The 25,860-nt window shown below is 43.7% G+C and carries 21 protein-coding genes; 5 read left to right on the forward strand and 16 right to left on the reverse strand.

The features are described 5' to 3' along the window. Nucleotides 1-89 precede the first annotated feature (89 nt). The 5 genes from guaA to ABWW58_RS10325 form a co-directional block, all read right to left on the reverse strand. Nucleotides 90-1,631 carry a glutamine-hydrolyzing GMP synthase gene (gene guaA, locus ABWW58_RS10305; RefSeq protein WP_353869055.1) on the reverse strand — a complete coding sequence of 514 codons (1,542 nt, stop codon included), beginning with the start codon at nt 1,629-1,631 and terminating at the stop codon, nt 90-92. 175 nt (nt 1,632-1,806) lie between these two features. Beyond that, nucleotides 1,807-3,087 (reverse strand): ArsB/NhaD family transporter, encoded by a 1,281-nt coding sequence (locus ABWW58_RS10310; RefSeq protein ID WP_353869056.1) that lies wholly within the window; start codon nt 3,085-3,087, stop codon nt 1,807-1,809. A gap of 244 nt (nt 3,088-3,331) precedes the next feature. Continuing rightward, the gene (locus ABWW58_RS10315; RefSeq protein WP_353869057.1) at nt 3,332-4,492 is read right to left on the reverse strand and encodes a cation:proton antiporter; all 1,161 of its coding nucleotides are present in this window, start codon (nt 4,490-4,492) and stop codon (nt 3,332-3,334) included. 196 nt (nt 4,493-4,688) lie between these two features. After that, entirely contained in the window at nt 4,689-6,038 is a 1,350-nt protein-coding gene (locus tag ABWW58_RS10320) for a TrkH family potassium uptake protein (RefSeq protein WP_353869058.1), read from the reverse strand. Nucleotides 6,039-6,042: 4 nt separating this feature from the next. Further along, nucleotides 6,043-6,699: a potassium channel family protein gene (locus tag ABWW58_RS10325; protein ID WP_353869059.1), complete on the reverse strand. Its 657-nt coding sequence runs from the start codon at nt 6,697-6,699 to the stop codon at nt 6,043-6,045. A gap of 305 nt (nt 6,700-7,004) precedes the next feature. Between ABWW58_RS10325 and ABWW58_RS10330 the strand changes: the two genes are divergently transcribed. Further along, entirely contained in the window at nt 7,005-7,781 is a 777-nt protein-coding gene (locus ABWW58_RS10330; RefSeq protein ID WP_353869060.1) for a carbon-nitrogen family hydrolase, read from the forward strand. 436 nt (nt 7,782-8,217) lie between these two features. Next, nucleotides 8,218-9,954 (forward strand): SH3 domain-containing protein, encoded by a 1,737-nt coding sequence (locus ABWW58_RS10335; RefSeq protein WP_353869061.1) that lies wholly within the window; start codon nt 8,218-8,220, stop codon nt 9,952-9,954. A gap of 1,140 nt (nt 9,955-11,094) precedes the next feature. Here the strand turns inward: ABWW58_RS10335 and ABWW58_RS10340 are convergent. Continuing rightward, nucleotides 11,095-11,790: a DUF3298 and DUF4163 domain-containing protein gene (locus tag ABWW58_RS10340; protein ID WP_353869062.1), complete on the reverse strand. Its 696-nt coding sequence runs from the start codon at nt 11,788-11,790 to the stop codon at nt 11,095-11,097. Nucleotides 11,791-12,032: 242 nt separating this feature from the next. Between ABWW58_RS10340 and ABWW58_RS10345 the strand changes: the two genes are divergently transcribed. Beyond that, nucleotides 12,033-12,203, forward strand: coding sequence for a hypothetical protein (locus ABWW58_RS10345; RefSeq protein WP_353869063.1), 171 nt, complete (start codon nt 12,033-12,035; stop codon nt 12,201-12,203). Nucleotides 12,204-13,414: 1,211 nt separating this feature from the next. Here the strand turns inward: ABWW58_RS10345 and ABWW58_RS10350 are convergent. From ABWW58_RS10350 to groES, 4 genes are all read right to left on the reverse strand, one after another. Further along, nucleotides 13,415-13,747, reverse strand: a complete 333-nt coding sequence (locus tag ABWW58_RS10350) for a hypothetical protein (protein ID WP_353869064.1) — start codon at nt 13,745-13,747, stop codon at nt 13,415-13,417. A 565-nt stretch (nt 13,748-14,312) separates the two neighbouring features. Then, complete coding sequence (locus ABWW58_RS10355; RefSeq protein ID WP_353869065.1) at nt 14,313-14,672, reverse strand: hypothetical protein; 360 nt, start codon at nt 14,670-14,672, stop codon at nt 14,313-14,315. Nucleotides 14,673-15,304: 632 nt separating this feature from the next. Beyond that, nucleotides 15,305-16,930: a chaperonin GroEL gene (gene groL / locus ABWW58_RS10360; RefSeq protein WP_093674818.1), complete on the reverse strand. Its 1,626-nt coding sequence runs from the start codon at nt 16,928-16,930 to the stop codon at nt 15,305-15,307. A 64-nt stretch (nt 16,931-16,994) separates the two neighbouring features. Further along, complete coding sequence (gene groES, locus ABWW58_RS10365; RefSeq protein ID WP_353869066.1) at nt 16,995-17,279, reverse strand: co-chaperone GroES; 285 nt, start codon at nt 17,277-17,279, stop codon at nt 16,995-16,997. 293 nt (nt 17,280-17,572) lie between these two features. Here groES and ABWW58_RS10370 point away from each other — a divergent pair, with 293 nt between their 5' ends. After that, on the forward strand, nt 17,573-18,238 hold the full coding sequence (locus ABWW58_RS10370; protein WP_353869067.1) for a CPBP family intramembrane glutamic endopeptidase: 666 nt from the start codon (nt 17,573-17,575) through the stop codon (nt 18,236-18,238). 75 nt (nt 18,239-18,313) lie between these two features. Here the strand turns inward: ABWW58_RS10370 and map are convergent, their stop codons facing one another. Together map and ABWW58_RS10380 are read right to left on the reverse strand one after the other, a co-directional pair. After that, a complete protein-coding gene (map, locus tag ABWW58_RS10375; RefSeq protein ID WP_353869068.1) occupies nt 18,314-19,069 on the reverse strand; it encodes a type I methionyl aminopeptidase in 756 nt (251 codons plus the stop codon). Nucleotides 19,070-19,182: 113 nt separating this feature from the next. Next, complete coding sequence (locus ABWW58_RS10380) at nt 19,183-19,827, reverse strand: redox-sensing transcriptional repressor Rex (protein WP_353869069.1); 645 nt, start codon at nt 19,825-19,827, stop codon at nt 19,183-19,185. A gap of 279 nt (nt 19,828-20,106) precedes the next feature. Here ABWW58_RS10380 and ABWW58_RS10385 point away from each other — a divergent pair, with 279 nt between their 5' ends. Further along, entirely contained in the window at nt 20,107-22,056 is a 1,950-nt protein-coding gene (locus ABWW58_RS10385) for an ABC-F family ATP-binding cassette domain-containing protein (protein ID WP_353869070.1), read from the forward strand. A 255-nt stretch (nt 22,057-22,311) separates the two neighbouring features. Here ABWW58_RS10385 and tsaD read toward each other — a convergent pair whose 3' ends face one another. From tsaD to tsaE, 4 genes are read right to left on the reverse strand one after another with little or no spacing between them, the layout of a single operon-like run. Next, nucleotides 22,312-23,328 (reverse strand): tRNA (adenosine(37)-N6)-threonylcarbamoyltransferase complex transferase subunit TsaD, encoded by a 1,017-nt coding sequence (tsaD, locus tag ABWW58_RS10390; RefSeq protein ID WP_353869087.1) that lies wholly within the window; start codon nt 23,326-23,328, stop codon nt 22,312-22,314. 8 nt (nt 23,329-23,336) lie between these two features. Further along, nucleotides 23,337-23,792 carry a ribosomal protein S18-alanine N-acetyltransferase gene (gene rimI / locus ABWW58_RS10395; protein ID WP_353869071.1) on the reverse strand — a complete coding sequence of 152 codons (456 nt, stop codon included), beginning with the start codon at nt 23,790-23,792 and terminating at the stop codon, nt 23,337-23,339. 2 nt (nt 23,793-23,794) lie between these two features. Next, nucleotides 23,795-24,484 (reverse strand): tRNA (adenosine(37)-N6)-threonylcarbamoyltransferase complex dimerization subunit type 1 TsaB, encoded by a 690-nt coding sequence (tsaB, locus tag ABWW58_RS10400; protein ID WP_353869072.1) that lies wholly within the window; start codon nt 24,482-24,484, stop codon nt 23,795-23,797. Next, nucleotides 24,465-24,932, reverse strand: coding sequence for a tRNA (adenosine(37)-N6)-threonylcarbamoyltransferase complex ATPase subunit type 1 TsaE (gene tsaE / locus ABWW58_RS10405; RefSeq protein ID WP_353869073.1), 468 nt, complete (start codon nt 24,930-24,932; stop codon nt 24,465-24,467). The genes tsaB and tsaE overlap by 20 nt, the downstream gene beginning before the upstream one ends. Between the last annotated feature and the right edge of the window lie 928 nt (nt 24,933-25,860).

A 25,860-nucleotide genomic window follows, 5' to 3' on the forward strand; every position in this document is an offset into this window, starting at 1 on the left:
CGTTTTTTTATGTTAACAGAGATTTTGGCAGGAGCCAATTTTAAAGATGTTGTTAAAACTGTATTTTCATGCAAATTTGTATTTGCCTTTTACTCCCACTCAATCGTTGCCGGTGGCTTGGAAGTCACGTCATACACGATCCGGTTGACGTGTTCGACTTCGTTGACGATTCGGGTTGAGATCTTCTCCAGCACGTCCCATGGGATACGTGCCCAGTCGGAGGTCATGCCGTCGATTGAGGTGACGGCGCGGATCGCGATGCAGTGATCGTAGGTACGACCGTCGCCCATGACGCCGACGCTCTGGATGTTCGGCAGTACGGTGAAGTATTGCCAAATGTCGCGGTCGAGTCCGGCTTTTTTGACTTCTTCGCGCAGGATCGCGTCGGATTCGCGCACGAGTTCGAGTTTTTCTTCATCGATTGCTCCGAGGACGCGGATGCCGAGACCCGGTCCTGGAAACGGCTGACGCCAAACGATGTCATCGGCGAGACCGAGCTCTGTGCCGAGTGCGCGGACTTCGTCTTTAAACAGCGTGTTGAGCGGTTCGATCAGCTTGAATTTCATGTCCTCCGGCAGTCCGCCGACATTATGGTGTGATTTAATGTTCTGAGATGAGCCGCCGGCGCCGCTTTCGACAACGTCTGTGTAGAGCGTGCCCTGCACGAGATACGCAATATCCTCGAGTTTATTGGCTTCATCTTGGAACAGATAGATAAATTCATTGCCGATGATCTTGCGCTTGCGTTCCGGATCGCTGACACCTTCCAGCTTGTCCAAGAAACGTTTCTTGGCATCGACATGAATGAAATTCATATGGAACCGGTTTTGGAATGTATCGACAACGCCCTCTGCTTCGCCTTTACGGAGCAGGCCGTGATCAACGAAGATACAGGTCAGCTGATCGCCGATTGCTTTATGCACGAGTGCGGCAGCAACCGAAGAATCCACGCCACCGCTCAGGGCGCACAGCACTTTTTGATCGCCAACGGTTGCGCGAATTTTTTCAACTTGTTCGTCGATGAAGTGTTCCATCGACCAGCTTTTTTCTGCACCGCAGACGCCGAACACGAAATTGCTTAAGACTTCATTACCATATACAGAATGGCGCACTTCCGGATGGAACTGAACCGCGTAAACCTTTTTCACGTCGTTTGCCATCGCGGCAACCGGGCAAGAAGGGCTGCTCGCTTCAATTTTGAAGCCCTCCGGAAGCGTTTTGACGCGATCACCGTGACTCATCCATACCGTTTGTGTCTCCGGCAATCCCTTAAAAATAGCATTGTCTGTGTTTGCCGTAATCTCTGCTTTTCCGTATTCACGGTGCGTCGCACGTTCTACGGTCGAGCCATAGTGCTTGCTAATCAATTGCAGACCGTAGCAGATGCCGAGAATCGGAATGTTCAGATCGAAAATGGCTGAATCGCACAAAGGCGCGCCCTCGTCATAAACACTGTTCGGTCCGCCGGAGAAGATAATTCCCCTTGGATTCTTTTCTTTAATTTGCTCCGCAGTCAGCGTATTCGGGAACAGCTCGCTGTACACGCCTAAATCACGAATTCGCCTTGCAATCAATTGATTGTATTGACCGCCGAAGTCCATAACAAGAATCAAGTTGTTCGGTTGTCCCATCCTTCTGTCCCACCCCATCCGTATTTATCCATACTTTGAACACATATCCTTAACGATTTAAAAAGCCGGAGGCCGAAATGGCTTCCAGTTCGATTTACAGTATCAGTATTCGCCAAGATTCAACAAAATGAATCACTTTTCCTATTTTAACAATGAATGCGGTGTTCAGCAACCATCAAAGTAAATACCTCAGGTAGACATAAATAGTCGAAATAACCATTGAAAGCAACATCACAGGAATTCCCAATTTCATAAAACGAATAAACGTAATGCGGTGGCCACCCCGTCCTGAAAGAGCGGCAACAACAAGATTTGCACTGGCTCCTATTAAGAGCCCGTTTCCACCAAGACACGCGCCCAAGGAAAGGCTCCACCAAAGTGGTTCAAGATTCGTGACGCCCAGTTCTCCCATATCTTTAATAAGCGGAATCATGGTAGCGACAAATGGAATATTATCAATAACTGAAGAAGCGATCGCGCTCATCCAAAGGATCAGAAAAGTCATTGGAACAAGTTTGCCTCCTGTTAGCGCAAGCGCTCCTTTAGCTACACTTGCAATAACCCCTGTCTCCACAAGTCCTGCTACGAGAACAAAGAGTCCTACAAAAAAGAATAAGGTCGTCCATTCAACACCCGCTAAAGCATCTTCCAAATAACGTTCTCCGGATAGTAAAAGTAAAAAGAATGCTCCAGCAAGCGCAATCGTTGCCGTTTCCGTTCCAATAAACTCATGCAAGAAAAATCCAATAATAGTAAGGAACAAAACGGCAAGGGCTTTGATCAGCAACATCTTATCCTTGATTGCTTCACGTGCATTAAGTTTTGCAATCTTCGTTCGCGCTTCTTTACTCCCTTGCAATGAGTGACGGTAAATCATTCCGATCATAAAGAGTACTGCCCCTACTATTAGCAATACAACCGGTGCTAGGTTTGTAATAAAGTCTAGAAAGCTGAGTTCAGGTACTGCGCTTCCAATCATAATGTTCGGAGGATCACCGATCATCGTTGCCGTGCCACCAATATTGGACATGAAAATCTCCGACATCAGGAAAGGTGTTGGAGAAATATCTAATTGTCTTGCAATGCTGAGCGTAACGGGTACAACCAGCAGCACTGTCGTTACATTATCAAGGAATGCTGAGCCTACTGCCGTAATTAATGAAAAAACAATCAGCAACGCAAAAGGCTGCCCGTTCACCATTTGTGCCGAGCGAATAGAGATATATTTAAATAATCCAGTTTGTGCGGTGATGGATACAATGATCATCATGCCCGTCAGAAGACCGATTGTATTAAAATCTATATGTTTAATTGCTGTATCTTGAGAGAGGACACCGAAAAGAAGCAATAAAGAAGCTCCACTCATGGCCGCTATCGTTCGATGAATTTTTTCCGATATAATCAGTGCATAGGCAATGATAAAAATGATTATAGCAATTAAGGGTTCACTCTGCATGTCCATCTTCCTTTAATATGTTGTTTATCTTGAATTTTCGTTCGACACCATTAATGCACATTGCAAAAGAATCAGATTTGTGCACCGGGCCGATATAGAGCTCGAAAAAATTGCTTTATTTAAAAATAGTCCATTTTTACAAATTCTAGATCATTTTGTAAAGAAATAAATTAAGAATTCTCCTCATTTATTTTCTGTTCTTCTTGGCGAGTTTTTACGATTAAAGCTACCATTCGTTCAAATGCTATTTATTTGCACGTACCGGTTTCTCTTCTTTTTCAAACAAAATTTTCAAAAGCGGCGGTGTGACCAGTGTCGTCAGGATAACAACGAGAATAAGCGGTGTAAAATATTTTTGCGCCAAAAGATGGGCCTCTATGCCAATCGAGGCAAGTATAAGTGCCACCTCGCCTCTTGAAACCATTCCGGAGCCAATTCGAAATGAAGACAATGGTGAGAAGCCTGTCAGCCATGCGCCGAATCCGGAACCGATAAATTTGGTCAGTACGGCAAGAAGAGTCAAACCGAGAATGAACCACACTTGATCAAGAATTCCTGTGAATGTCACCTTCAGTCCGATGCTGACAAAAAAAACAGGAACGAAGATGCCATAAGCTACGGGTTCAATCTTACGCTCGATCGTTTCTTTGAACGATGTCTGGGCAAGCGCTGTGCCGGCAATAAATGAACCAATAATTCCTGCAACACCGAGAAGTTCTGCATACCAGGCAAAAATAAAACAAAGTACGATTGCAAAAGCAATCACGGGCTCGGAAACTTTTAATCTTCCAAATAACCGAATGATCCACGGAACACCTAACCACGCTGCAACGATAGCCGTGGCAAAGAAGAAGATTTTTTCACCAATAACCCACCAAATTGCTGTATTTGAATCACCAAATATACTCATAGCAAAAGCCAAAAGAACAATGACAAGAACATCATCAAGTACAGCTGCACCAAGTAATGTCATGCTTTCCTTTGATTGGAGTTTGCCTAATTCCTTCAATGTTTGGACGGAAATACTTACCGAGGTCGCAGACAAGACCAACCCAAGAAAGATCGCATGATCGGTATCCATACCGAGTAAAGTTCCGGCTAGATAACCAAATCCAAGCGGTAGGATTACACCGCCCAAAGCCACCGCTGATGAAGAGCGAGCACTGTTTCTAAGATCCTCAAGATTTGTTTCCAGACCGGCTATGAACATAAGCATGAGTACACCGATTTCACTAAAGACATGCATCATTTCAGAATCCGGTATCCACCCGAGAAGCGCCGGACCAACCAAAATGCCAACTATTAGCTCACCAAGCACAGCCGGCTGTCCCAACCACCGAACACTTGCATGACCGGCTATTTTTGTTGCAACGATTACGATTGCTAACTGAATAATAAACGTCAATTCATATCCTCCTTCTCCTCCAAAAAAACAAAAAGGGAGCCTATAATGACAGGCTCCTCCAAAAAACATTTCTTATTCACTTATTAAGTTAAGCTTACTTAATGAGCAGCTGAATTGTCAACCATTTGTGACGAAAATAAAATCTGATCGTTCGATCCAGGATGACAAAAAGGAACAGATTGAACCTTCCCACTCTTTAGCCGACAAAAATATCTTCGTCCGGATACCTAATTTTTGCTTTTGTACGTTTTAAAAAAGAAAATGCAATCGTGAGTGGACCAATTTTCCCCAAAAACATAACGCACATGATCACAAGTTTCCCACAAACAGTCAAATGGGCGGTCAACCCCATTGACAATCCTACGGTACCGAAAGCAGATACAACTTCAAATAAAATACGCTCAAGTGAAGCTTGTTCAGTGATCGAAAGGGCAAACACGGAGCCAAACACAAGAATCAGTGATGTCAACGCAATGGTCAATGCACGCGCTACAATATGCCGTCCAATGGTTCGTTTACCCACCTCGACCTCACGCCTTCCTTTAACGAAACTGATCATTTCTGCAACGAGAACGATGAATGTTGTCAGTTTGATACCTCCACCTGTTGATGTACTGCCCGCGCCGACAAACATTAAAAAGATCGTTAATAAGATGCCTGGAGTTGTCATGGCGCTATAATCAATGGTATTAAACCCAGCGGTGCGAGGCGTAACTCCTTGAAAATAACCCGCCCATAATTTTTCGCCAAGCGAGAGCTTTCCCAACGTTCGGGCATTATGCCATTCGATAAGCAGAATACCTGCAATTGCAATTACATTCAGTACAATCGTTCCGGTAATCATTATACGTGAATGCAACGACATTTTTCGAAATTTCCGCTCCGAAAGCAGTTCGGCAAGAACCGTAAAACCAAGTCCGCCGGTGACGATTAATCCGGAAATGGTTAAATTGATCACCGGGTCGCCAACATATCGGATCAAGTTATCCGGGAACAATGCAAAACCAGCGTTATTAAAAGCGCTGACTGCGTGAAAAACGCTGTAAAAAAGACCCTTACTCCACCCAAATTCAGGAACCAACCGTGTTGAAATTAAGAGTGCCGCTACACATTCAATCGTAACAGAAAAGACAAGCAACCACACCACGAGCCGAATGACACCTCCGAATGATGGCTGATTAAGTGCCTCCTGCATCAATTGTCGCTGTCTGATCGAAACCTTCCGACCAAGCAGGATAACAAAAAAAACGGCAAACGACATGACACCAAGCCCACCTACTTGAATCAGAAGCATGAGCACCGTCTTACCGAACACCGTAAACGTCGTGCCTGGATCAATCGGTGCCAGCCCGGTAACGGTCGCTGCAGACACAGAAATAAAGAAGGCATCGATCCACGAAATCGAGTGAATCGTTGCGATCGGCAGTTTAAGCATGATCCCCCCAACAATCACGAGTGTGAGAAAAATAAGCCCTAAAAGCAAAGGAGGGTTAAACGTAAATGGCCTGATATCAAGCTGCGCCATCTTGTCTCTAAGCCAAGCCATTCAGTCACACCCCTTCTTTCTCAAACCGTTCAAGGTCTTCACTTTTCCCAATAATCAGCAAGACATCGTTGCGCTCAAGTTTTAAATCACCGATGTTGCGTACAATAACCGAACGATTACGCCGGATCGCGATCACGTTGCAGCCATAATTCGCACGTACATCGATTTCCATGATCGATTTGCCAATTAATCGATCCGTCACTTCGATTTCAATAATGCTGTAGTCCTTCGACAACTCGATATAATCAAGAATCTTATTTGCGGTCGCCAGGTGTGCGATCCGGTAGCCGATCTCGACTTCAGGACGAATGATCTTGTCCGCGCCAAGCTTCCTGAGGATTTTCTCGTGATAATCATTCTGTGCCTTCGCCCAAATTTCCTTCACACCGGATTCTTTCAGCAACAGCGTCGTCAGTATGCTCGCTTGAATGTTACGTCCGATCGCAACGATCACATGATCAAAATGATGAATTCCAAGCGCCAGCAGTGCCTTCTCATCTGTCGAATCCGCCTGAACCACCTGAGTCACTGCGTCCGAGTAATCATTCACTTTATCTAAATCAACGTCAATGGCCAGCACCTCATAACCCATATTGCTCAGTTCGATGCTGACACTCGACCCCAACTGGCCAAGCCCGATGACGGCAAATTGTTTACTCATTAAAATCATTCCAATCTGTGATTGCATATTAAAAATTTACAAAACTGTCAATGTAAGTGATCTTACAGTGCTCACTTTATTTAAATGAAAGCCTATTGTCAAACCAATCCGAAAATCAATCAGCGGTGAATTGAATTCAGAGGTCCATTCATCTATAACGTTTCAAATAAGGTCTTCTTCCTCATTTTGTATAGCACGAAGGCCTACAGCGCGCTGCATGAATTGTTTGAAGCGCGCCTTCTACTATGCGATAATAAATTGCGAACAAATAAAAATTAAACCGTCAAAAAGGAGTTTCGTATCTTATGAAGATCGCATCGATTCAGCTTCAAATCTCCGACACACAATCGACATCCGAGCGCATAAAAAGAGCTGATCAATGGTTGGACAAATTTTCCGGCTGTGATTTTTTTCTGCTTCCAGAAATCTGGATGACCGGCTACAACACATTTGATCGCTACCTCGAAGAAGCTGAACCACTAGACGGCCCGTTCGTTGCACATTTCGCTCAAAAAGCGCGTGAGTTGAATGCCTATCTCTTTGCCGGAAGCTTCGTGGAAAAATCAAACGATCATTTTTACAACACCAGTATTCTGTTCAATCGTCAAGGACAACTGATCGCATCGTATCGAAAAATTCATTTATTTACCTATGGATCAGAAGAAGGCGAGCTGCTGACGCGCGGGACTGATCCGGTAACGGTTGACACGGAGTTCGGCAAGGTTGGACTCGCAACATGCTACGATCTGCGTTTTCCTGAACAGTTTCGCAAAGAACTTGATCGCGGAGCTAAAATGTTTCTTGTTACTTCAGCTTGGCCGCTCACGCGTCTCGCACACTGGGAACTTTTTAATGCCGCTCGCGCTGTTGAGAACCAATGTTTTCTCGCTTCGTGCAATTGTGTAGGGATTAATCGAGGTGTCATCCTTGGCGGTCACAGTCACATCGTTGATCCCTGGGGCAATGTAGTCGCTGCCGGTGATGAAAATGAGTCCGTCGTTACGGCTGAGATTGATCTGGCAGCTGTTGATAAAATCAGAGAAGAATTTCCGCAGCTCAAACACCGAGTTCCAATTGAATGACCTGCAGCGAAAGATTCCTGCATACCAATTTTTATAGTTTATTTACGTGTAAAAAAGTGTCTAACCAAGCCATATAACATACCTTCTCGAAGGATTGTTTCGATTAGTTGAAAAAGTAAGCACTGCTAATTGAATGATAATCGTCATTTGATCCTTCCTTTCTTCCTGAAAAAAAGCAAAATGGAGCCCATGTTGACAGGCTCCACCAAATTTCGTTTTGTATTCATTTCCTTAAGATTACTCATTAACCCACTGCGTTGTCAACTATCGTAAACTCTATCGTTTTGTTAAACTATGTAAAATTCATGCAAAGATGCGCCCTACTCTTGAAATCTAGCACGCTAGCCCCGATAATTAGATTACTAGGGAAGTTTGTCTTATTAAAAAGAAAGGAGGTTCATCCTGTCGGTAATCTGCAATTAGGGAGAGGAAAAAAGTGAATAAAGCAGTAAAAATTTTAGCCGTCACGCTTGTATTTTTCTCACTGGCGGTAGGCAGCCTCATCGCGCCATTCGGAGATACGGCTCAAGCGGCGTCCGCATTCCAAGCGCGCGTCACCGTCAGCAAAGCAAAGGTCTACACAGGTCCCGGAAAGAAATACCGCTCCATCGGCACACTCTACAGAAACACTTCAGTCACGGTCAAAGGAAGCAAAGGCAGCTGGTATAAAATCAGCTTCAAAGGAAAAACCCGCTACATATATAATAAAAACGCAAAGAAAATCGTGCGGGCAAAGTTCACCTCCTATAAAGCCTATGTCAAATCCTATTCTCTTAAAATCCGCAACAAAGCAAGCAGCAAATACAAAACCATCCGCACTGTTTACATGAATACCAAAATTACAGTTATCGGCCAAAAAAACGGCTACGCCTATATTTACTCCGGTGGTAAACGTGGCTATGTACAGAAAAAGTGGCTAAAGTCCAAGATCAGCTCCTACAAAGCCTATGTCACAGCGAGTACGCTAAACATGCGCAAAGGACCCGGCACCAAGTATAAGCATGTTAAATACCTGCACAAACGGTACAAAGTTACGGTATCCGGCTACAGCGGCGGCTGGTACCGAGTGAAATACGGAAACAAAACAGGCTTCGTCAAAGCCCAATACATTAAAAAAGGCACACCGCCTGTAGCAAGTGTGGCACCGGCACCGCATCCTGCTCCAGCTCCTACGCCGCAACCGACAGCACCGGTACCGCAGCCTGCTGCATCCGATAACAAAACGCAGGATCAGAATCAATCACAAAATCAGAACCAGAATCAAACGACACAACCCGCACCAGCGTCGGTAACACCATTAAGTTATAAACCTGTAAGTCCCTATACTTCTTATGTGGGACAATACAGCATTAAAGTGTATAGTGCGCCAAGTAACGACTCAAATGTAACTGCAACATTGTACGATCGAACAGCAGTTCAAGTCATCGGGATGAGTCAAGATGAAAATTGGTTGAAAATCGATTTAAATAACGGTAAAGATAATTTTGTCCAGAAAGAAAATTTGGATAGTGATTGGAATCATTTCATTCCTCCGGTTGGTGCAAAATATGGAGTGGATTTTTCGTATTTAAAAGGTAATGTGAATTTCCAATCAGTTCAAGGTGCAAATAATAGTTTTGTTATTCTTAAAGCATCAGAAGGCACTACCTTTGAAGATCCGAACTTTTCTACTTACATTCAGCAAGCACGTGATGCTGGATTACAGGTGAATGCCTACCATTTCTTCAGAGCAAGAACTGTAGAAACTGCTCGAGCCGAAGCTGATTATTATGTATCTCTTTTAAATAAAGCTCATATTACTGACAGTAATTCTTTTGGTCACACATTTTTGGATGTAGAAGCAAAATCTAATAATACGGTACTGTTCGATGGTATTACACGTGAACAAATGGCAGAAAATATTAATGCATTTCTTGATGAAATGAGGGTTAAAGGATTTACGAAATTGGGAATTTACGCGAACAAAGATTTTTATGAAAATAAAATAGATTACTCAAAAATTGATCGAAGTAATACACTCCTCTGGCTTGCACGTTATAGGAGTGATGAAACCAGTCAGGGTGTTGGAACAACAAATTATTCTGTTGATATATGGCAATATTCCAGTGCTGGTAGAGTTAGTGGGATTAATGGCTACGCCGATCTTAACGTCGTTTATACAGATAAATTTTAATAGATTATTATTGGGACCTTCCCTTCCGAAGGTCTTTTTTTCACTGGTAAAGAAAGTATAAGATCTTGAGCATGCTGAACCAGAAAAAATATCCAGACACGAAAGTGCGAGACGCATGCGGGACCGGCGAGCCAAGGGAGACCCCGCAGATAAGAGCATGTTTGAGGAGACTCCCGGATCGCCCGCGGCAAGCGAGCAGTTGAAGTGTCGTTCAAGTCACAAGGTTGATGGATCAAAGCCGCGTGCAGAATAATAGCCAGGATCGGGCTGTGCCCGGTTTTTCTAACAGGTAAAGAAAGTTTATCGTTTTGCCTTGCCGGTACGACGATATGGTCATAAGATTCGGGTGGACGATTAGGTAAGCCGCCCAATCTAAGAAATAAACGGAAAAATTCCACTTATTTAGAAAATTAAAGAAAAAATAGCTTAAATAGACGGAGAAATTCCGCTTATCGAAGCGAAAAACGTGAAAATAGAGGTTTTTTCCGTTCATAAGCGGAAAAATTACCCTTATTTACCTGTAAAACAAGCACCATGATGCAAATAGCCGGAAAATCTCCGCTTATTTTATTCTGGCCACGTTATTTAATCAAGGATCAAAATGATTCATGAAATAGAAATGTTTGTTCAAGAAAAGCTTGATGATTCAAAACGGTATTTGGAGCAAAGGGACTTTCGTATGTAAGGAACTTTCGCTAAATGTAATGGAAATGGAACTTTCGTATGTAAGGAAGTACGTCCTGTATGCAACGCGAAAGCCACCGTATCCTGCGGAAGTAGGAAGTAAGGATCGGGCTTGCCCGGTTTTTCTAATTGCAAAAAAAAAGGAGCGCCTACAACCGGGCGCCCAAGAGTTGTTCTTATATAAAAAGGGGAGGTTAAACAATGTTTCATTGATTTAACATCCTTTATATTACAGGGGAATTATTAATAATTGATTAACAAAATGCTTAATGTTTTTCTTAATTGGTTCCAAACAACGTACGCAAAAAAATAAACCCTCTTGCAAGGGCTTCAAAAGATGTATAACAGGGGGAAGTTAAACAAACACAATTTAATTGAACAGTTAAAGCATAGCGTACTTTTCTAGAGGAACATCAATTTCGGCAAAATTCCCAAATACATGTAAGGGTTCTCACACTATTCACGATCTTTGATGAACACGTGGTAGGGCACTTTGAGATGAATAATCCCATTCGAATAGGGTGCAACTTCATATTCCTGGAAAACGATCACGATGCCATGCTCATAGAAATAGAATTGTCCATTCTTTAAATCAACGCCCTTGAACGCGTCAAGAAAGAAATCATAGCGTCCTTCATTTTTTAGTTTAGTCATTTGCTCTTTCAGATACGCATTTACTTTCTTGAGTTCCTGCTTGTTGCGGATGATGTCCTTCAGCTGATACTGCCTCCCGCTGCGTGTATCGAAATTGTATACTTTTTCATAATGCATCCCATGGGCGCCGCCTGTATAAGATTCATCGAGAAACGACACGCTGAGCAGGCAATTGTTATTAAAACGCACTGTCGGCTGAGTATGGGCATAATATGGCCCTGCCGCGCTAATCAGCTGATCATGCGCATACTGTTCTTTATACTTCTTATCTGTTTTCAGCACTGCATCAGCATGATGGCGAAAGGTTCGGTTCATCTGATCCATGATTTGCCGGTCTTCAATTCCTGAAGTAATCAACGGATAGTAAATGCCTTCGGATAACCGGTGGATTTTGTACTGTACCGGAGGACAGGTGTTTGCTTTAACGGCTGGTGCAAAAGTCATACCAGATAACAGGCTGAAGCAAATGATAAGAGGTATTATCCATTTTTTGTTCATGTTAAATGCCTCCTCGCTTTTCGCTTAGTATGTCCGATCACAGCCAAGCTATGAACGCACTTAAAAATAATCGTTTTCACTTCTGTTTTGCATGTCCGACCGGCACAGGTATCGCTTTTTGAAGCAGAGAAAAAGCAGTAATGCGCTTTGTTCATTGGCCATTTCCTGTATTTTCATGACATCATTTTCTTTAAATGACTCAAGATAATGAGGTACCAAACATTTGAGGAGATGAAAACACAATGGGAAACGGTCATGCTTTCTGGTCTTTTTTAGCAGGATGCGGGGCAACAGCAGCTTTCTTCTTGATGAGAAACAATCAGAAGAATATGCCTTCATGGATGAAAAAGCCAATAGACCAAATGGGGAAAACCGCTCAGAATATGAGTGGAACGTTTAGTCCGCAAGGCTAATGCATGAGACACACCACCATACAAAAAGCTCTCTGCTGGGAAAAATGCAGAGAGCTTTTTGCTGCCGGCTTCATTTTCTAATTGTGCGAACCAACTCATAATGGCGCTCTTTATAATAAAGCCTTTCCTTCATCAAATACTCAACATAGGAACCGGTTACTGTTAGAAGAACCATATCTGCTACAATAAGGTCCCAAAATTGTATCGTTTTCGTGAAATATAGAATCCAACACAGGCACGAAATAAGTACCCATTTTAAAACTAAGCGATAAATCGATTTTATTGGCATACCCAATTACCACACCCTTTATTGTCGCGATTTTGCCCTTCGCTTCGCTACCTTAAGCATCCGTTCGCCCGGTGCACAGGTGTCCGTCAAACCTTGCTATTGCCTATTCGACTTTTCTTCATGAACCACGGGTACCAGAATGCTCCAATTATATTCACAACAAGCACCGCTAAAACAATGCCAATAATATAACTAAACCTGCTCCTTCCGAGTAAATAAGTTGGAATAAGCCAAACGAAAAGAATCATTATGCTAAGATTAACAAGATAAGCGACTTTATGATGTGCTTGAAAATATTTTCTCAATCTTTTCAATGGCAGCACATTCTTTCCTAATTTTGATTTTTAAAACAATTTACCTTCATCGTTTATTTTAGCAAATTTCCCCTTTACTGTCTCGGCTAGGGCACAAATTCCATTTTTTTGAGGAGGATTATTATGAATAGCCTGCTAAGATTTTTGTTTTTGATTCCGTATCTTATTCTTATCTATGTTCATCCAATAAAGCCCATTTACTTTGGCTTTTTCTGTTTTGTTTATTTTGCGCTCTATTTCTACGTCTGTAATGTGGTGAGCAGAAAAAAGAATAAAGAAAGTGGATGTCTTACATGATTTTGAACTGACTGGATAGATTACACTTAATTGGACGGATCAGTTAAGGTCATGTACACATGACAATGGGAAACGGTCGTGCTATCTGGTCTTTTTTAGCAGGATGCGGGGCAACAGCAGCTTTCTTCTTGATGAGAAACAATCAGAAGAATATGCCTTCATGGATGAAAAAGCCAATAGGCCAAATGGGGAAAACCGCTCAGAATATGAGTGGAACGTTTAGTCCGCAAGGCTAATGCATGAGACACACCACCATACAAAAAGCTCTCTGCTGGGAAAAATGCAGAGAGCTTTTTGCTACCGGATCCGCTTCAGATTGTGCTACTGGTAGCTGTACTCGTGCTGGCATTTGCCGATGATGCTAGAAGGCTCCACAACAGATCCTCTACAGATTTTGTGCTCTGATTTGAGATACTTGTGATACTGCTCGTATCATCGGAATCCGTACTTGCTGAATCACTTCCGGATGATGACAAGGTGCTAAACATTGAAGACGATGAATCGTTCATTAATGAAGAAGCAAGCAGTTGTGCAAATTCAGATGATAATTCCTTTTTGTCTGTGCTGCTCGTTGTTGTACCAGAATTTGATTGATTAATTTGCGATAAGTAATTGAGTAAATTGTTGCCTAAAGAAACCGTCATGTTAACTCCCCCTTCCCCCCATAGTTAAAAAACATTCTCTAGCATAGCAATGGAATCTTAAGAAATGATTAATTCGCCAAAAAAAATCCCCACAGCAACGTATGGGGAAACTGGAGGATTAGGGAAAAAGCATTTATAGTATGTCATTCATTTCATCAAAATAATCAATAATTACTATTATTGCATACCAAATTGTGCAGTGTCATGTGAGTTTTCCCATGTTCTGTGTATGGTAAACTATTCATAACGATTGTTTGGAAACATTCAAATTTTTATTAGGGGATCATCCAATGAGGGGTAAATCATTCATCTGGTCGTTTATACTCACACTGCTCCTGCTCGTGTTGTTTCGTGGATATGTTTGGATCAAAGTTCTGCTTATTTGCTTCAGCATCACCTTATGTGCTCTCAAGGTGTGGCGCTCATACGCTAAGACGATCGCACTCGGTCAATCAATGCTTTATCTATTTATCGTTTTGTTTTGCGCACTAACATTCTAGTGCCAAAATGACTGAATTCCATTGCAGAGAATGAAAAGAGCCGAAAAAGCAACGGCATTTAACCGTTATTTCAACATCCTGTAACTTTCTCTTATATTAACTGGTACGTATGATTTATTTTTCTTATTACCGATTAAAAAATGATGTCTAGAAATGTGATCATTTTTTTTAAAAGCTACTACATTAAGTTTTAAGTAATCCGGTTTTTGAAAAACAGAACGAATCGCTCTATGCAAAGGGACTTGGCTATCTTTTGAAAAATCAGTGAAATGTAGTCTGAATTTATTTTGTTTTAATTCATTATTTATAGTAACAATATCGTCACATGTATAGTAATTATGCGGCATCAATAGAGCGCCCATCAAGGACACCTGATTTTTATCTTTGCCACTCTCATCAAAAAAAACATCTACTTGTTCACTCATAAATGCCAGTCCCTTGGAAAGGTTAATTTGCATAAAATTCTTTTTTGTGGTATAAAATAGGTGTACCGAAGCTGCTTAACCACGGGCGAGGCCCAATTTTCATTGGTTAAACGTAAGGTATTTTTTTATTGCCCTTTTTTGGCACAGACCCTAAAAGGGGTCTTTATTTAGATACTAACAAAAACGTTCAATATTGCAATAGAAACGTACATACTTAAATTAAAAGGGAAGCCCACATATTTGTAGGCTTCTAATATTTTCACATTAATTAAGCACGTGTTTACAATGAGATCGATACGACCAGCCTTCTTGAATCCTTGGCGAACCACTGTCAGCAGACCAGCATTAAAAACTATAGATAAATGATGTATCTATTGGCGCAGGTGTTGTATTACTGGATTTGGGGGTTGGGTTATGTATTCATAAAATCTTTGGTCGAAGCACTTTAAGCATCTTGTTGTAGATAAAGACAAATAACCACACAGGATGCGAAAAAGAGGTCTCTCATCGAATTGAAAATCGATTGAGAAACCTCTAATTTCCGTAAAAAATTCAATTTATGGCATATAAATGGCACATATAATTTTTAAAATTTTTTGAAACCCTTGATACATAAGGGATTCAGGAGTTTATTACATCATGCCGCCCATACCGCCAGGGCCTGCCGGCATCTGTGGTTCCGGATGATCTTCAGGCTTGTCGGCAACAACCGCTTCAGTCGTCAGCAGCATTGCGGATACGGAAGCTGCGTTTTGCAGTGCGGAACGTGTAACCTTCGTTGGGTCAACGATACCGGAAGCGATCATGTCTACCCATTGATCCTTGGCAGCGTCATAGCCGATGCCAGGTTTCTGGGATTTCAGTTTTTCAACGATGACAGAGCCTTCGAGACCAGCGTTTTCACCGATTTGACGAACAGGTTCTTCAAGTGCGCGAACGACAATGTTGACACCGGTCTTTTCATCGCCTTCAGCAACAACTGCCTCAACGTTTTTGATCACGTTGGCAAGAGCAGTACCGCCGCCGGCAACGATACCTTCCTGAACAGCGGCACGTGTCGAGTTCAGGGCATCTTCAATGCGCAGCTTGCGTTCTTTCAGTTCGGTTTCCGTAGCGGCTCCGACTTTGATAACGGCTACGCCGCCGGAGAGTTTAGCCAGACGTTCTTGCAACTTTTCTTTATCGAAATCAGAAGTTGTTTCTTCTAATTGTGCTTTGATTTGGCCAACGCGTGCACCGATCTTGTCGGATTCGCCAGCGCCTTCAACGATCGTCGTGTTGTCTTTAGTCACGATAACCCTCGCAGCTGTTCCGAGTTGATCAATCGTTGTTTCCTTCAATTCAAGGCCAAGATCGCTTGTAACGACCTGTCCGCCGGTCAGCACGGCGATGTCTTCAAGCATTGCCTTCCTGCGGTCGCCAAAGCCAGGAGCCTTAACAGCGACAACATTGAACGTACCACGCAGTTTGTTCAGTACAAGAGTAGCAAGTGCTTCGCCTTCAACGTCTTCAGCGATGATCAGCATTGCTTTGCCTTGTTGTACCACTTTCTCAAGAACAGGCAGGATTTCCTGGATGTTGCCGATCTTCTTGTCAGTAATCAAAATGTATGGATTTTCAAGAACAGCTTCCATTTTGTCCTGATCCGTAACCATGTATGCAGAAGCATAACCGCGATCAAATTGCATACCTTCAACAACATCAAGTTCCGTAACAAAGCCTTTGGATTCTTCAAGTGTAACAACGCCGTCGTTGCCGACTTTTTCCATTGCTTCTGCGATCAGTTCACCGACTTTTTCATCATCGGCTGAAATAGCGGCAACTTGCGCGATCGACGCTTTGCCTTCGATCGGTTTTGAAATTTCTTTCAAGCCTTCAACAGCAGCTTGAGTTGCTTTTTCAATTCCGCGGCGAATGCCCATCGGATTTGCACCTGATGCAACGTTCTTCAATCCTTCACGGATCATCGATTGAGCAAGAACAGTAGCGGTTGTCGTACCGTCACCTGCAACATCGTTCGTTTTGCTTGCAACTTCAGATACAAGACGCGCGCCCATGTTTTCGAATTTATCTTCAAGTTCGATTTCTTTCGCGATGGTCACACCGTCATTTGTGATGAGTGGTGAACCGTATTTTTTGTCCAGTACAACGTTACGGCCTTTCGGTCCAAGCGTTACTTTAACCGCATCTGCCAAAACGTCTACGCCGCGAAGCATCGAGCGGCGTGCTTCTTCACCAAATTTAATATCTTTTGCCATTGTGAATTGTCCCTCCTAAATAAATTCGATCTGAGGATCTTCTGGTTAGAAGACCATCGGAAGTTTAGTCAATAACAGCTAAAATGTCGTCCTGACGAACAACGAGATACGTATTGCCGTCATATTTCACTTCTGTACCTGCATATTTTGAAAAGATTACTTTTTCTCCTTCTTTTACATCCAAAGCGATGCGCTCGCCTTTATCGGATACCTTGCCGGCGCCAACGGCAATGATGCGGCCTTCCTGCGGCTTTTCCTTTGCGGAATCAGGAAGTACGATACCGCTTGCTGTTGTTTCTTCTTTTTCCTGTGGTTCGATCACAATACGATCACCTAATGGCTTTAACATGTTGAAATACCCTCCTTAAAAATGTTAAGTTAAGTACCTTTGTTAGCACTCAGTTCGCCTGAGTGCTAATCCATTTAATATAATAATCAATTCCAGATGGATTTGCAAGTTTTTAACCTAAAATATATGGGACACAACAATTGGTTCTAAAAGTGATTAAGAGATAATGACTATCAGCTATGGTAAAATGAGATAGTTACTATTTTGGACCGAGACGTTTATACACAAATACAATGCCTTCAGCTTTTCACAATTGATCTGTTCCTATACTAATTGATATGAGGTGTTTGATTTTGGTTTTACGGTATATCCTGATTGTTCTCGCCTATCTTGCTTGCTTTATTTCTCCATTAATTCCCGGTTTTCCAAGGCAAGGTACTGCTTATGCTGACACTTATACAGCCGTTTTTTTCACCACTCTAATCATTGTCTCTCTGCTTCTTATTCCCGAACGCAGAATGGAACGCCGTTCGGTTGCTTCCATCGGCGAATCGATCGCGTGGGCGATATGCGGTATTTTTATCCTCTATGTACTCCAGATTGCCGCTACGATTATCAACAGCCTTATTCTCGGCCAACCGCTTGCTTCTGAGCATACACAGAAAATTGTCGACATAACTCGCAATGCGCCACTGTTCATTATGGCGGTCAGTATTATCGGACCGCTTTTGGAGGAAATCGTTTTTCGCAAAATCTTTTTCGGCAGTATGAAAAAGAAAATCGGCTTCTTCTTTGCCGCTCTGATCAGTTCGCTCATTTTCGCAGCTTTTCATTTCGATTTCAGCCACCTGCTCACTTATTTAGCCATCGGATTCTTCCTTTGCTACGCCTACCATAAAACGGGCCGGATCTGGGTCACGATGTTTATGCACGCTGCAATGAATACCATCGTGATCCTGATTAGTCTGAATGTCCGTATTCCTACTAATACAACCGGATGGATTCATCTGCTTTTTTAAATACGATCAGTAGAGAAAAAGCGGAGACTTTGCTGATGACGCAGCAAGTCTCCGCTCTTCTTTACCTGTAAAATTTTATTCTTCATCAAGTGCGGTCAGGATCTCCGGACCGTTTTTCGTAATCGCCAATGTGTGTTCGTATTGCGCGGAAAGCGAGCCGTCAATCGTGCGCGCCGTCCAACCGTTGTCATCAACCTTTGAACGCCAGTCGCCGATGTTCAGCATCGGTTCAATCGTGATCGTCATGCCCTCCCTAAGACGGAGACCGCGTCCTTGCCGGCCATAGTGCGCGACAGGAGGATCTTCGTGCATCGTCGGCCCGATACCGTGACCGACAAACTCACGGACAACGCTGAGTCCGCGATCCTCGGCGTATTTTTGAATGGCATAGCCAATGTCGCCGAGCCGATTGCCGACAACCGCCTGTTTGATGCCTTCATAAAGCGACTCTTCCGTCGTCTTCAGCAAATGCTTTGCCTCGTCGGAGATCTCGCCAACCGCGTAGCTCCATGCCGAATCAGACATTGCGCCGTTCAGGTTAACGACCATATCAATCGTAACGATGTCCCCGTTTTTCAACGGTTTCTTGTTTGGAAATCCGTGGCAGATTTCATCATTGATCGAGGCACAGGTCGCATATTTATAGCCTTGAAACCCTTTTTCTTCAGGGATCGCGCCATGCTTTTCAAGAAATTCGTTAACAAATTCCTCAATCTCCCAAGTTGTCACTCCGGGACGAATCATTGATTTAATATGCTGGTGCGCCCGGGCAAGCAGCTGACCGGACTTTTTCATCTCAGCAATCTCATTCTGTGATTTTAATTGGATCATTCCTGCATTCCACCTTATCTTTAAAGCACAGCGGCGCCGCGAAGTAACGCATACGCCGCGTACGTGTTGTTTCTTTATCGCTTCAAGTAGCGCATCTGTATTTTACCACTTAATCAATCAGAATTCCTTTCTTCCATCGAATGATTAAGAAAATAAATGAGCGCCTGTAATTCAACCGTCATATCCACATGACGGACATAAGCCTGCGATGGCAAGGAAAGCACAGTCGGAGAAAAATTTAAGAAACCATGAATGCCTGAGGCAAGTGCCATTTCCGCTGCTTCCTGAGCATGGGCGACCGGCACAGTCAATATCGCGGCCGTTATATCGCTATTGTCATCTGTTGCGAGCTCATCCATCGCATGGATCGCGGTGCCGCTGACCTCCGTGCCGATCTTTTTAGGGTCAACGTCGTATGCTTTCACAATCTTAGTATTATTATTCTTTTGAAAGTTATGGTTGAGCAGCGCAGTTCCCAAATGCCCAACACCAATCAGCACGACTTTTGACAGTTCATCCTGATAGAGCGTTTTTCTCAGAAAGTCCATTAAATGCTGGGTATCATAGCCATAGCCTTTCCTTCCCAGCGCGCCAAAATATGAAAAATCTTTACGAATTGTCGTTGAGTCAATCTGTAAAAGATCTCCGAACTCCGAAGATGAAATGCGCGTTTTCCCTATAGTGACCAAACGTTGCAATGTCCGGTAATAAAGCGGTAACCGTTCAGCCGTCGCTTGAGGTACATTTTGATTCGCCATGACCGGGTCTCCCCCCAATTTTCCAAGACTGTTCTCGTTCATCCAATTTAGTTGAGTGTCTTATTCCACTATACTATATTCATTATCATTTTTGTTACATAGTTCACAATCATCGTCGAAATCGTTTTTCTTATCGTTTGCCCACACTCGCAGTTGCCGAACAAAAAGCGAATACGCTACAATGAACATATCTATGCTTATCGTTACAGCACACGAATTCTTAATCGTCTGCTGCCTAAAATTCAAAGTTGATTTCTAATTTTCTTGAGGTGAAGACCAGTGTTGCTCTTGCAAACAAATGAGATCAGTAAGTCTTTTATCACCGATCTTGTTCTATCCAATATATCCATAGAAGTAAAACTAGGTGAACGTGTCGCGCTCGTCGGCCGCAATGGTGCGGGAAAATCGACGCTGCTAAAAATTATTGCCGGTGAAATGAGCGCGGACAGCGGTGAAGTCATTATGCCTAAAGATCGCAAAATGGGCTATCTGCCGCAGAACGCGACACTTAACTCAACACGCGGGATTTACGACGAATTGCTCTCTGTATTTACGCCGCTGATCGCGCTTGAAAATAAGATGCGCGCGATGGAGGAACAGATGGCTGATCCCGGCAGCTTCTCAAATCCTAAGGACTATGATCAGTTGCTCAAGACCTATGACACGATGCAGGCAGACTTTCGTGCAAAAGGCGGCTTCACCTATCAGGCGGAAACACGGAGCGTACTTAACGGTCTGAATTTTGGCGGATTTCCCGATGATACACCCGTCAGCAATTTATCCGGTGGACAGAAAACACAGCTCGCACTCGGCAAACTTTTGCTCATTAAACCCGATCTATTGATTCTTGACGAACCAACGAACCATCTTGATATTGAGACACTTTCATGGCTGGAAGGTTATCTGCAACGCTACAGCGGCAGCGTACTTGTCGTATCCCACGACCGCTACTTTCTCGATAAAGTCGCGACTAAAGTTTATGAGATCGCAAGACATAAAGTTCGTAAATATACCGGTAACTATTCACATTATCTTGAATTGCGGGCGGCAGAATTTGAAAGCGAAATGAAAATGTTTGATAAGCAGCAAAAAGAAGTCGCGAAACTCAAGGATTTTGTTCAGAAGAATATCGTCCGTGCTTCGACAACCAAACGCGCGCAAAGCAGACGTAAACAGCTGGAGAAAATGGAGCTTCTCGACAGGCCGATGGGCGACGCCAAGTCCGCGACCTTTTCGTTCAGCATTGACCAGCAAAGCGGGCGTGACGTGCTTGCGGTTTCTCATCTTGATGTGGGCTACGGCGATCAGGCTCCGATGATTGCTGATCTCAGTTTTCAGATTAGTCGCGGTGATCGCGTTGCGCTTGTCGGACCGAACGGCATTGGCAAATCAACACTATTAAAAGCGATCGCCGGAGGATCAACCCTACGCTCTGGAGACGTGCGGTTCGGAAGCCAAGTCAGTGCCGGTTATTACGACCAAGAGCAAAAGAGCCTGAATCTCACCAAAACGGTGCTTAATGAGCTATGGGATGATTATCCACTGAAACCGGAAAACGACATACGAACGGTTCTTGGCGGATTCCTTTTCTCAGGAGACGATGCTGCCAAGATTGTCGCCCAATTAAGCGGCGGCGAGAAGGCGCGTCTCATGCTTGCCAAGCTGATGATGCGTCATGACAATATATTGATTCTTGACGAACCAACCAATCATCTTGACTTAGACAGTAAAGAGGTTTTGGAAGGCGCGTTGATCGACTATCCAGGAACAATTCTTTTTGTCTCCCATGACCGCTATTTTATTAATAATATTGCCAACCGAGTATTCGAGCTTTCACGCGAAGGCATTACCGAGTATCTTGGCGACTATGATTACTACATCGACAAGAAAACCGAGCAGGAACAAATCGCTGAACTAGAAGCGCAACCGGTGACAGCTCAAAAGAATGAGGTAATCATCGGAGACGGCAAAGAACAATTTTTAAAAGAAAAAGAGCAGAAAAAGAAAAAGCGTCAGCTCACTCGATTTATCGAACAAACTGAATCAGACATCAGTGCCTTGGAAAAGCAGATCGATAGCGATCAACAATCTCTTCTCTTGCCTGAAGTCTTTAATGATACGAAAAAATCAAGGGATATTCAGGTGCAAATTGAGCAAGAAGAGGCTCATCTCGCAAAGCTGATGGAGGATTGGGAAACCGCTCAACTTGAGCTCGATGATTTTGATTAAGAATGGTTATCCACAAAAAGCAGCACACATATCCACAGATGTGCACAGTTATCCCCAAACTATTCAGCTAATCAAGACACTTGTCCACAGCAGATGTGAATAAGTGTCTTGATTTGTGTATGTGTTAAACTATTATGCACATGTGGATAACATTTCTTTTCCGTTCAAATGATCACGTGTTTCTGTGGACAAACGAAAAGGAACGAAGAGCGGCCAACATTCCGACATCTCCGTTCCTTTTTTGTTATCTATTAATCAAAAATCTTCTATGGCTAAATTTGCTTTGCCGTTTAAAGACAAGTCCGCTCGCATACCTTTCAAAAATCCAATCGTGCCTGATGCTGCGATCATCGCCGCATTATCCGTGCACAAAGAAAGCGGTGGAATAGTCAGGGGAATGCCACGTGTACTCGCTGCTTTTTCGATCTCAGATCTAATCTTGCTGTTCGCCGAGACACCACCCGCAACAAGAATCTGTTTCGCGTGGACACGTTCAGCCGCAATCATCGTTTTCTTGACAAGTACATCGCTGACACTTTGCTGGAAGCTGGCCGCGATATCTGCGGGATTAAATTCATGCCCGCGTTGCTTTTCATTATGAATATAGTTAATGACAGCAGATTTCAACCCGCTAAAGCTAAAATCGAGCGACCCTTCTTCGAGCCATGCTCGTGGAAAATCAATGACAGGTGCCCCTCCCTTTGCCAGATGGTCGATTTCCGGGCCTCCGGGGTACGGCAAGCCAAGAGTCCGTGCCACTTTGTCGAACGCCTCTCCAGCTGCGTCGTCGCGCGTTGTACCGATAACTTCATACGAGCCATGTTCTTTCATAAAAACAAGCTCAGTATGACCACCCGATACCACAAGCGCGATTAATGGGAACTTAAGTTCATGAACAAATCGATTCGCATAAATATGACCGGTAATATGGTGAACTGGAACCAGCGGAAGATCATGTGCATACGCCAAGGCCTTGGCTCCGTTCACACCGACAAGCAATGCTCCGATCAGCCCCGGCCCCTGCGTCACTGCAATTGCGTCCAGGTCCTTCCATTCCAAACCGGACTTGTTCATGGCTTCCTCACAGACAACCGTTATTTGATCCACATGATGGCGTGAGGCTACCTCAGGAACAACCCCCCCAAACCGCCGATGGATATCAATCTGAGTAGCAACAGCGTTTGAGCGGATTACGGTTCCATTCTCTACCACAGCCGCTGCGGTTTCATCGCAACTTGTTTCTATTGCCAAGATCATTGTATTTTGATTCACATCTATTTTCATAGTCTCACCCACATGACAAGCGCATCTTCCCCATTATTTGAATAGTAGTTCTTACGGATACCGCCATTGCGAAAACCCACCTTACGATAGAGGTTTTGCGCGATCGCGTTGCTCACTCTTACCTCTAAGCTCATCGAGTGCGCATGCCGCGAGATTGCATAGAGCATTACCTGACGCAAAAGTGATTCACCAACCTTCAAGCCGCGATAACCGTCGAGCACTGCCAAGTTGGTGATATGAGCTTCGTCAACGATGACCCACACCCCGCAGTAACCAATTATTTTTTCGGCAAGCTCCGCGACAAAATACATAGCAAACTGATTGGTGTTAATCTCATTTTCAAATGCCTGCCTAGACCACGGAACATCGAAGGCGCTGCACTCCACGACCATAACTTGATCTATATCCTCCGCGGTCATCGCTCGAATAATTACTGAACCTAGCTCCGGCATGCTTATCGCTCCTGTTTGGCCAGCCACTTCGCTTCTGCCTCAGCTAAGCGAAGGTACACCGGCAGAAAATGATGAATATCTGAAACCGGTTCTTTTTTTGCGCCAATCCGCGCAAGTTCTGCGGCTCTCGGTACATTTTGAGTGCTTTCACCGAGCGTCGCGTACGACTCCGCACATAACAGATCACACCATTTTTCCATATCATTACTTAAAAAAAGCACAGGTTGATCCAATTTGCGAAGCTCGGCAAGCCAATCCTTGATCATCAGTAACCGATCAGGAGCCGTTCGGACAATTTCCCGCCCCTTGTTTTCATAGAGGCCGGCAAATACTTGCCCACGACGCGCATCAAAGAACGGCGCAATATAACCGTCAAATCCGCGTCCGTTCTGGGCAACGACTTCTAGACTGGATACCCCGACCAATTCCTTCTTCAAAGTCCAAGCCATCATCTTGGCGATCGTCGTGCCAATGCGCAGGCCTGTATAGGAACCCGGTCCTTCAGCGACGACAATCCGGTCAAGATCCGCCGGTTTCAGTCCAACGACATTGAGTATCTGCGCAATAGCTGGCATCAACCGCTCAGAATGATTTTTGCGGCTATTTGTCGTTAATTCGCCAAGTACTTTTCGCTCCGTTGTCACCGCTACACCCATTACTAAATTAGATGAATCAATCGCTAGCACGTTCATCGTTCGATATCTCCTCATTTATACGCTCAGACCTGGCTCCACTTGCCTTGCATGTGATCGTTCGCTCATGCTCGCCGGCACGCTCAATAACTACAGACAAGACATCATCCGGAAGCCATGATGGAATATTTTCGGCCCACTCGATCACAGTTATCCCATCCTGTTCAAAATAATCGTCAATACCAATATCTTCCTCGTCACTAATCCGGTACACATCCATATGGTAAAGGGGCAATCGCCCGCTATGATATTCCTTAACAATAGTAAAAGTCGGACTATTAACCATCTCATGAATGCCAAGTCCCTTGGCGAGACCTTTGGTAAAAATAGTCTTACCTGCTCCGAGGTCCCCTGATAAAGTCAAGACATCGCCCGGTTGTAAATAAGCAGCCATTCGTTCTGAAAAGTGCATGGTTTCTTCAGGAGAAGATGTGGTCCACTGATGCATAACATTCACCTTTTCATTGGTTTTATGCCAAAATAACGATTTTGATAATTATTGGCAACATGAGCCAAATATACTTTAAGTGTACCATAATTGCGCAACAAATTCTTTTTTCACTTCCGGTGGCTCTGTCTTATTTCGAGGCAAATTATACTAAATGTTGCGCAGCAAAGACGGGGTGCGCAGCAAATTCGTTACGAGTTTGGGCTCGTTCGTTACGATTTTCGATGAGTTCGTTACGAGTCTGGGAATTCGCTACAATTTTCGATGAGTTCGTTACGAGTTTGAGCTCCTTCGTTACGACTTTTTCGCGGTTCGTTACGAGTTGGGAATTTGCTACGATTTTGAGCTCTTTCGTTACGAGTTTGGGAATTCGCTACGATTTTCGATGAGTTCGTTACGATTTTGAAGTCATTCGTTACGATTTTTTCGCAGTTCGTTACGAGTTGGGAATTCGCTACGATTTTCTGTGAGTTCGTTACGACTTTGAAGTCATTCGTTACGATTTTTTCGCAGTTCGTTACGAGTTTGGGAATTCTCCTCTCTTGGGTTCAACTTTGATCGTGTTCGGTTCGACTTTCCGATGGTTCGGTTCAACTTCGGGTCTTCGGTTCGACATTTCCTCTCTTGGGTTCAACTTTGGCCGCGTTCGGTTCGACTTTCCGATGGTTCGGTTCAACTTTGGGTCTTCGGTTCGACTTCTCCCCTCTTGGGTTCGACTTTGATCGTGTTCGGTTCAACTTTTCACTCGTTAGGTTGAACTTCAATATCGGTCAACTCCTTCTCTTATAGGTTTACTGCGCTTCTTCCCTTCACTAATGCAACTGTATTTCTTTGCTACTCTTCTATAAGCAAAGAAATTTTCAATTAAGAACTTTTTTCACGCAAAAACACGCATCTCTCAAAAATGAGAAATGCGTGTTTTTCATTT

The sequence above is a fragment of the Sporolactobacillus caesalpiniae genome, from assembly GCF_040513385.1.
Lineage (GTDB): Bacteria > Bacillota > Bacilli > Bacillales > Sporolactobacillaceae > Sporolactobacillus.